The following is a 5,957-nucleotide window of genomic DNA, read 5'->3' as shown; positions in this document are numbered from 1 at the left end:
GGGCACAGCCGCAACGTCAAGCGCCGCAACCGCCTCCGCCTGCCGCGCGGATCAGCCCTTAAGGGGCCGCGCGATGAGAATCCCGGTCGCGCGGCGGATGGCGGCCACGTACTCGGGAAGGGTGGAGCGGCTGATCTCCACCGCGCCGCCGGAAAGGGGCGCGTGCAGCACGCGCAGCACGCCGTCCGCGCCGCGGTGCGCCAGCCCGGTGTGCGTCACGTCCAGCCCGGGGATGGAGGTGGCGAAGGCCAGCACGTCCCCGCTCTGGACGCGGTCCTGCACGCGGGCGATGCGGTCCGTGGGCACCAGGGTGCGCACGGACGCGTCCAGCGCGCGCTCGCGCTCCGCGATGGCGCGGAACACGGCGTCGTCGCGCAGGGCGGCGTAGCTGGCGCGGTGCTCCGTCATGAAGCGCAGCGGACGGACGTCGCGCTCGCCGCCCAGCTCCGGCCCCAGATCGCGCACCAGGCCCCGCCGCGCGCCGTCGGCGATCCACTCGCTGAAGTAGTGCAGGCGGCTGGCGTACCCCTGCCGGCGTCCGCCGCGGTAGCGCATCCGCTCCACCTCGCGGGCGAACCGGTCCCACCCGCCTTCGCCCGCGGCGGCGGTGCGCGCCACCGCCAGCGCCGACTCTACCAGCGACACGCAGTCGAAGCGCGCCAGGTCCAGCGTGAGCGGCTCCGCGTCTGCCGACCCGCCCTGCGCGAGGTACTGCTCCAGCGTGTTGGCCGCGTACGGAGCACCGATCATGCGCTCGCCCGCCCGGGCCACCCACGGGCCGAACGGCGTGCCTGCGTTGGTGGCGCCCGCCGTGCGCAGCGCGCGCACCCACTCCGCCAGCCGCGCGCGGTCGTCCGGCGGCGAGGCGTGCAGGGCGGCGGGGGCACCGGCCAGGGTGGCGGCCGCGGTCGCGGCGGCGCGCGCGAGAAAAGACCTGCGGGAAATCGTCATGCGTTGCTGCTCAAGCTGCTGATTTCATGGACGGCGCGGGGCGGATGGACGGGTCTGCCGCCGCTCGCGCCATCGTTGACGGTGCAAACGCCGTCCGGGCCACAATCGGTTCCGTGTGCTCGACCGGATGCGCGCAGTACCAGCCTTGCGGGGATGCCGCGGCCCGGCTCAGAAGCCGAACGTTTCGCCGCTCGGCGGGGGCTCCAGTGTGCCCCGGTCCAGAACCACGCGCAGCAGGTCGTCCAATTGCGCCAGGCGGTCGCGCTCGCGGCGGGTGCGCAGCAACTCCTGCTGCCACTCGGGGTCAATGCGGATGGCCTGCGCGATCTGGAACCCCGTTTCCACCGTGTGGTCGATCTCGGGGTACGGCTGCTTGTAGTGCACCACCTCTTCCAGCACGCGGTAAAACAGGTCGATGGTGCGCTGCCGGCGTGCGGCCAGCCCGCGCTTGTCCTCGCGCTCGTCCTCATAGGGCTCCACCAGGGCCTCGGAGTACGCAAAGCCGGACTCAATGCCGTCCTCGATGGAGAAGCGCTCCTGGCCCCGGCACAGGATCAGCGAGCGCCCGTCGGGGAGCGGCTGAAACTTGAGGATGTGGGCCACGCACCCCACGCCGCCATTGTCCGTGCTGAACGGGCCGTGGCGGTCCGGGTCGTGGTACACCAGGCCGAAGCGGTTGTCCGCCTCCACGCAGCGCGCCACCATCTGCCGGTACCGCGGCTCAAAGACATGCAGCGGCATGGGGGCGCCGGGAAAGAGCACCACCGGGAGCGGAAAGAGGGGAAGCCTCATGGCAGGAGAGCGTGCGGGTCCATCCCGCGAAACTGCCTCTCCTGATCCGCCACCGCAAGCACCACCGCGCCATTCCGGACGCGCTTCTCTCCACAGCCTCGGCCCCTGCTCGGAACGATGGTTGGCGTTGACCTCCCGGCCGGCGCGTTGCTTTCAGCGCGTAAAGAGCTGGTCCACCGGGAACAGCCAGCCGGGAACGGCCGGCTCTGCATCGGCCACCTCGCCTCGCCGGAATACCAGGGCGGTGCTTGCGTCCGTCGCGCGGTAGACCCGGATGCACTCGTCGCGCAAAACGTCGACGTCCCACACCACCGTGCTCCCGCCGGCGAAGTAAAGGCTCCGCTTGTAGGCCATCTCTCGTTCCGAGATCATGCCGTAGTCCGTCTTGCTGCGGATCTCAACGGCCAGGGCCGGAGCGCCGGCCTAGAACTCGCCGTCCAGGTCGTCGGGCCCCGTCCACCACGCCACGTCCGGGCTGAGCATCTGCGTGCGCGGCGTCCTGAGCACAAAGCCGACGCCCTGGCTGACGACCATGCCGCGGCCACGGACTTCGACCTGCTCGAGGGCGCGGTGGATGACGGACGCCGCCCAACCAGGACGCTTTCCCGTGGGGCTCATCTCGACGATCCTGCCGTCGATGAGCTCTGCCCTCCCCTCCACGTTCCAGAGGTCTTCAACCGTCGCCTCGCGGTCCAGGGGTGCCGATTTCATCTCACTCCTTTCACAGGTCGGCGCAGGATGGGATCTCCGGCCGAGCAGCAGACGCTGATGGTCCGGACGCAAGCTGGCAACGGCGTAAATTGGGCCACAGATGGCACTTGCGGTGCGTCTGTGGCGGCTTTCGTATGGGTCAGGCGAAGAGGTCATCCACCGGGAACCGCCATCCCGGAACGGCGGGTTCGGCATTCGCGACCTCGCCGCGCCGGACCGTGACGGGGCTCTCCGGGCGCGCCGCATGGTACACGCGGATCAACGGCTCCCGAATCACGTCGACGTCCCACACGACCTGCGTGCCCGCGGCGAAGTAGTTGGCGCGCTTGGCGCCCAGGCGGCGCTCGGCGGCGGGGCCGTAGTCGTCGGGGCTGCGCACCTCCACGGCGAACGCGGGAGCGCCCTCCAGAAAGCGTGCCCCTGACCGCGGTCCCACGTACCAGCTGGCGTCCGGCGCAAACGCGGTGCGCGGGCCCAGGAGGAACCCGACGTTGTCGCCGTAGGCCCGCCCGCCCCCGTGCTCGCGCTGATAAAGCTTGAGGCTGGTCGCCACGTTGAGCGCGGCCGTCCCGTGCAGGTCGCCGGCCGGGCTCACGTGCACCAGCCTGCCGTCCAGCAGTTCCGCTTTGCCCTCCACCTGCACCAGATCCTCAACCGTCGCCTCGCGGTTCAAGGGTGCGATTTTCATGGAACTCCTCATCGGGTTCGGCGACGGAATGGATCCGGCGGTGCCCGCGACCCCTGCCGAGGGATCAACGGTAGCGGTGCGCGCCAGGTGGTGCAATGGCGTAAATCGCGCCACAGGTGGCACTTGCGACACGGCTGTGGCGGCTAAGGTATTGGTCAGAGGAACAGGTCATCCACGGGAAACCGCCAGCCCGGAACGGCGGGTTCAGCGTCGGCGATCTCCCCTCGCGTGCGGACCACGGGTGCCTCTGGCGAATCCGCGTGGAAGATGCGGACGATCTGCCTGCGCAGCACATCGACATCCCACAGCACCTGCACGCCGGCTGCGAACCAGAGCGCACGTTTGCGAGCCATGGTGCGCTCTGCGGAGGGGCCATAGTCCGTCGTGCTCCGCACTTCGGCTACAAAAGTCGGGGCGCCGCTGATCACGGGTGCATGCGGGTCCGGCGTGCCCACCCACCATGCAGCATCGGGAGAAAGCACCTGCTGACGGGGTGTGTGGATCAGGAAGCAGGCACCCTCACCGTAGCCGTAGCCGCGTCCCTGCGTACGCTGCCAAGCATCGAGCGAGCCGCCGATCCGCATGGAGGCTTTGACTGGCCCGTGACCCGTCCCGCTCATCGGGACAATCTCGCCATTGATGAGTTCGGCCCTGCCGTCGAACTCCAACAGATCTTCAAGAGTAGCCTCGCGCTCCAGGAATGAGATGGTCATGTAATCTCCTTGAGGTTCGGCTTCGATCAGGGGAGGACGCGTGCAACGATCACCGGCCGATGATCAACGCTACCACTGCGGACAGGTGGAGGCAACGGCTTAAATCGCGCCACAGGTGTGACTTACGGCACGTCTGTGGCGGCTAACGTATCGGTCAGAGGAACAGTTCATCCACAGGAAACCGCCAGCCCGGAACTGCGGGTTCAGCGTCGGCGATCTCTCCCCGGCCTCGGACTACGGTTGCGTCGGGAGACTCCGCGCGAAACACGCGGATAATCTGCCTGCGGAGCACATCGACATCCCACAGGACCTGCACACCCGCCGCAAACCAGAGCGCACGCTTGCGAGCCATGGCGCGCTCCGCGGCGGGGCCGTAGTCGGTCGTGCTCCGCACCTCGGCTACAAAGGCCGGTGCACCGCTGATCACGGGTGCATGCGGGTCCGGCGTGCCGATCCACCATGCGGCATCCGGAGAAAGCACCTGCTGGCGGGGCGTGTGGACCAGGAACGACGCGCCATCTCCGTATGCATACCCTCCGCCGTGGCTGCGCGACCACATGACCAGAGTCGCCGCGATGTGTACCGCCGCGCTGGCCGGACCGTGACCGGTCCCGCTCATCGGCAAGATCTCGCCATCGATGAGTTCGGCCCTGCCGTCGAACTCCAGCAGGTCGTCAAGCGTAGCCTCGCGCTCCAGGGATGACGTGGTCATAGATCTCCTTTCACGTTCGGCTTGCGATCCGTACGGAGTGTCGCGGGCGATCACCGGCCGATGATCCAACGCTACCACTGCGGACACTCGGGCACAACGGCGTAAATTGCGCCACGTGTGGCACTTACCGTACACGGGTGGCGGATTTTGTATGATCAGGGAACAGTTGTGCGACCTCGAACCGCCACCCCGGAACCGCGGGTTCGGCGTGCGCCGCCTCGCCGGGGCGGAACACCAGCGGCGTTGCGGGAGAATCGGCCCGGTACGCGCGAATCACCTGTGCGCGGGCGAGGTCCGCGTCCCACACTACCTGCGTGCCCGCGGCGAAGTAGAGGGCGCGCTTGTGTTCCATCTCTCGCTCCGCCGTGGGTCCGTAGTCGTTCTTGCTCCTCACCTCCACGGCGAGCGCCGGTGCCCCGCGCAACTGCTCCATGGGCAGGCCCACGGCACCCGTCCACCAGGCCACGTCCGGCACCAGCACCTGCGTTCTCGGTGTCTGGAGAAGAAAGCCCACGCCCTGGCTCACCGGCTCTCCGCCTCCCACCTCCGCGGCGTGCCGCTCCAGGGAGCGGTGGATCAGAGACGCGGCCCAGCCCGGAAGGTATCCCGTCGGCGTCATGGGAACGATCCGGCCGTCAATGAGTTCCGCCTTCTCTCTGAATGCGAGATAGTCCTCATACGTCGCCTCACGATTCAGGTGTGCAGTCATCATGAGCATCCTTTCGCGTTCGGCGTGAGGTCCGTCGTGGTGCGCATCCGAGGGCCGCCGATCGATCCAAGGCTACGGATGGGAAGGCGGAGACGCAACGGCGTAAATTGCGCCACAGGCGTAGCTTACGCGCCACCTGTGGCGGGTTGTGGATGGTTCTGGGACGTGACTGCGGGACGCGGCCGCCCGTTTCCAGAATGGACGCAGAGATCAGGCCGCGGTGAACGGCGCGGCTGAACGCGTTACGCGGGCGGAATGGCGCGGGCGACGCGGCGCAGGCCGGTGCCATCCACGTTTACGCGCCAGATCTCGTACTTGTGGCGGGTCCGGCGGAGAAAGACGATGGAGCGCCCGTCAGGAGACCAGAGGGGGTCGCCGGGCGCACCATCCAGCGAGGGGTGGCGGTGAAGCGGCCACCGTGTGCGGGTTTGCGCGAACACCTCTCGCTCTCCGGTGCCGTCGCTCCGCACGACCTGTAGCGTGTACCGCGCCGGATCGCCTCCTGGGTAGTCGATCCGGGTGAATGCGATCCACCGTCCATCCGGGCTCCAGGCGGGGTCATCGCCGGAGGCGATCGCGCGCCGCCGGCCCGTCCCTGTGCGAACCATCACGATCTCACGTCCGCTCCGCACCAGGACGAACCGCCCGTCGGGGGAGCGTGGCGGTTCTTCGTCGCCCAGC

At 68.7% G+C, this 5,957-nt stretch carries 9 protein-coding genes; all 9 read right to left on the bottom strand.

From position 1 onward, the window contains the following. Nucleotides 1-51: 51 nt before the first annotated feature. Nucleotides 52-951 (bottom strand): N-acetylmuramoyl-L-alanine amidase-like domain-containing protein, encoded by a 900-nt coding sequence (locus VF665_RS07645; RefSeq protein ID WP_331052817.1) that lies wholly within the window; start codon nt 949-951, stop codon nt 52-54. 168 nt (nt 952-1,119) lie between these two features. Further along, a complete protein-coding gene (locus tag VF665_RS07640; protein ID WP_331052816.1) occupies nt 1,120-1,743 on the bottom strand; it encodes an LON peptidase substrate-binding domain-containing protein in 624 nt (207 codons plus the stop codon). A 153-nt stretch (nt 1,744-1,896) separates the two neighbouring features. Continuing rightward, nucleotides 1,897-2,115 carry a hypothetical protein gene (locus VF665_RS07635; RefSeq protein ID WP_331052815.1) on the bottom strand — a complete coding sequence of 73 codons (219 nt, stop codon included), beginning with the start codon at nt 2,113-2,115 and terminating at the stop codon, nt 1,897-1,899. Between the two features lie 51 nt (nt 2,116-2,166). Next, entirely contained in the window at nt 2,167-2,454 is a 288-nt protein-coding gene (locus VF665_RS07630; RefSeq protein ID WP_331052814.1) for a Uma2 family endonuclease, read from the bottom strand. 139 nt (nt 2,455-2,593) lie between these two features. Next, nucleotides 2,594-3,142: a Uma2 family endonuclease gene (locus VF665_RS07625; protein ID WP_331052813.1), complete on the bottom strand. Its 549-nt coding sequence runs from the start codon at nt 3,140-3,142 to the stop codon at nt 2,594-2,596. Nucleotides 3,143-3,297: 155 nt separating this feature from the next. Next, entirely contained in the window at nt 3,298-3,855 is a 558-nt protein-coding gene (locus VF665_RS07620) for a Uma2 family endonuclease (protein WP_331052812.1), read from the bottom strand. Between the two features lie 154 nt (nt 3,856-4,009). Then, nucleotides 4,010-4,567, bottom strand: a complete 558-nt coding sequence (locus VF665_RS07615) for a Uma2 family endonuclease (protein ID WP_331052811.1) — start codon at nt 4,565-4,567, stop codon at nt 4,010-4,012. 124 nt (nt 4,568-4,691) lie between these two features. Then, nucleotides 4,692-5,276, bottom strand: coding sequence for a Uma2 family endonuclease (locus VF665_RS07610; RefSeq protein ID WP_331052810.1), 585 nt, complete (start codon nt 5,274-5,276; stop codon nt 4,692-4,694). 242 nt (nt 5,277-5,518) lie between these two features. Then, a partial coding sequence (locus VF665_RS07605; RefSeq protein WP_331052809.1) for a TolB family protein occupies nt 5,519-5,957 on the bottom strand: 439 nt, incomplete at its 5' end.

Source organism: Longimicrobium sp., from assembly GCF_036387355.1.
Lineage (GTDB): Bacteria > Gemmatimonadota > Gemmatimonadetes > Longimicrobiales > Longimicrobiaceae > Longimicrobium.
The sequence above is the reverse complement of the archived record's forward strand: the minus strand, read 5'-3'. Positions and strand labels throughout refer to the sequence as shown.

Coding starts and splice junctions, on each gene's coding strand:
- VF665_RS07630 (WP_331052814.1), bottom strand. CDS start 2,454: ATGAAATCGGCACCCCTGGACCGCGAGGCGACGGTTGAAGACCTCTGG.
- VF665_RS07620 (WP_331052812.1), bottom strand. CDS start 3,855: ATGACCATCTCATTCCTGGAGCGCGAGGCTACTCTTGAAGATCTGTTG.
- VF665_RS07615 (WP_331052811.1), bottom strand. CDS start 4,567: ATGACCACGTCATCCCTGGAGCGCGAGGCTACGCTTGACGACCTGCTG.
- VF665_RS07635 (WP_331052815.1), bottom strand. CDS start 2,115: ATGATCTCGGAACGAGAGATGGCCTACAAGCGGAGCCTTTACTTCGCC.
- VF665_RS07645 (WP_331052817.1), bottom strand. CDS start 951: ATGACGATTTCCCGCAGGTCTTTTCTCGCGCGCGCCGCCGCGACCGCG.
- VF665_RS07625 (WP_331052813.1), bottom strand. CDS start 3,142: ATGAAAATCGCACCCTTGAACCGCGAGGCGACGGTTGAGGATCTGGTG.
- VF665_RS07610 (WP_331052810.1), bottom strand. CDS start 5,276: ATGACTGCACACCTGAATCGTGAGGCGACGTATGAGGACTATCTCGCA.
- VF665_RS07640 (WP_331052816.1), bottom strand. CDS start 1,743: ATGAGGCTTCCCCTCTTTCCGCTCCCGGTGGTGCTCTTTCCCGGCGCC.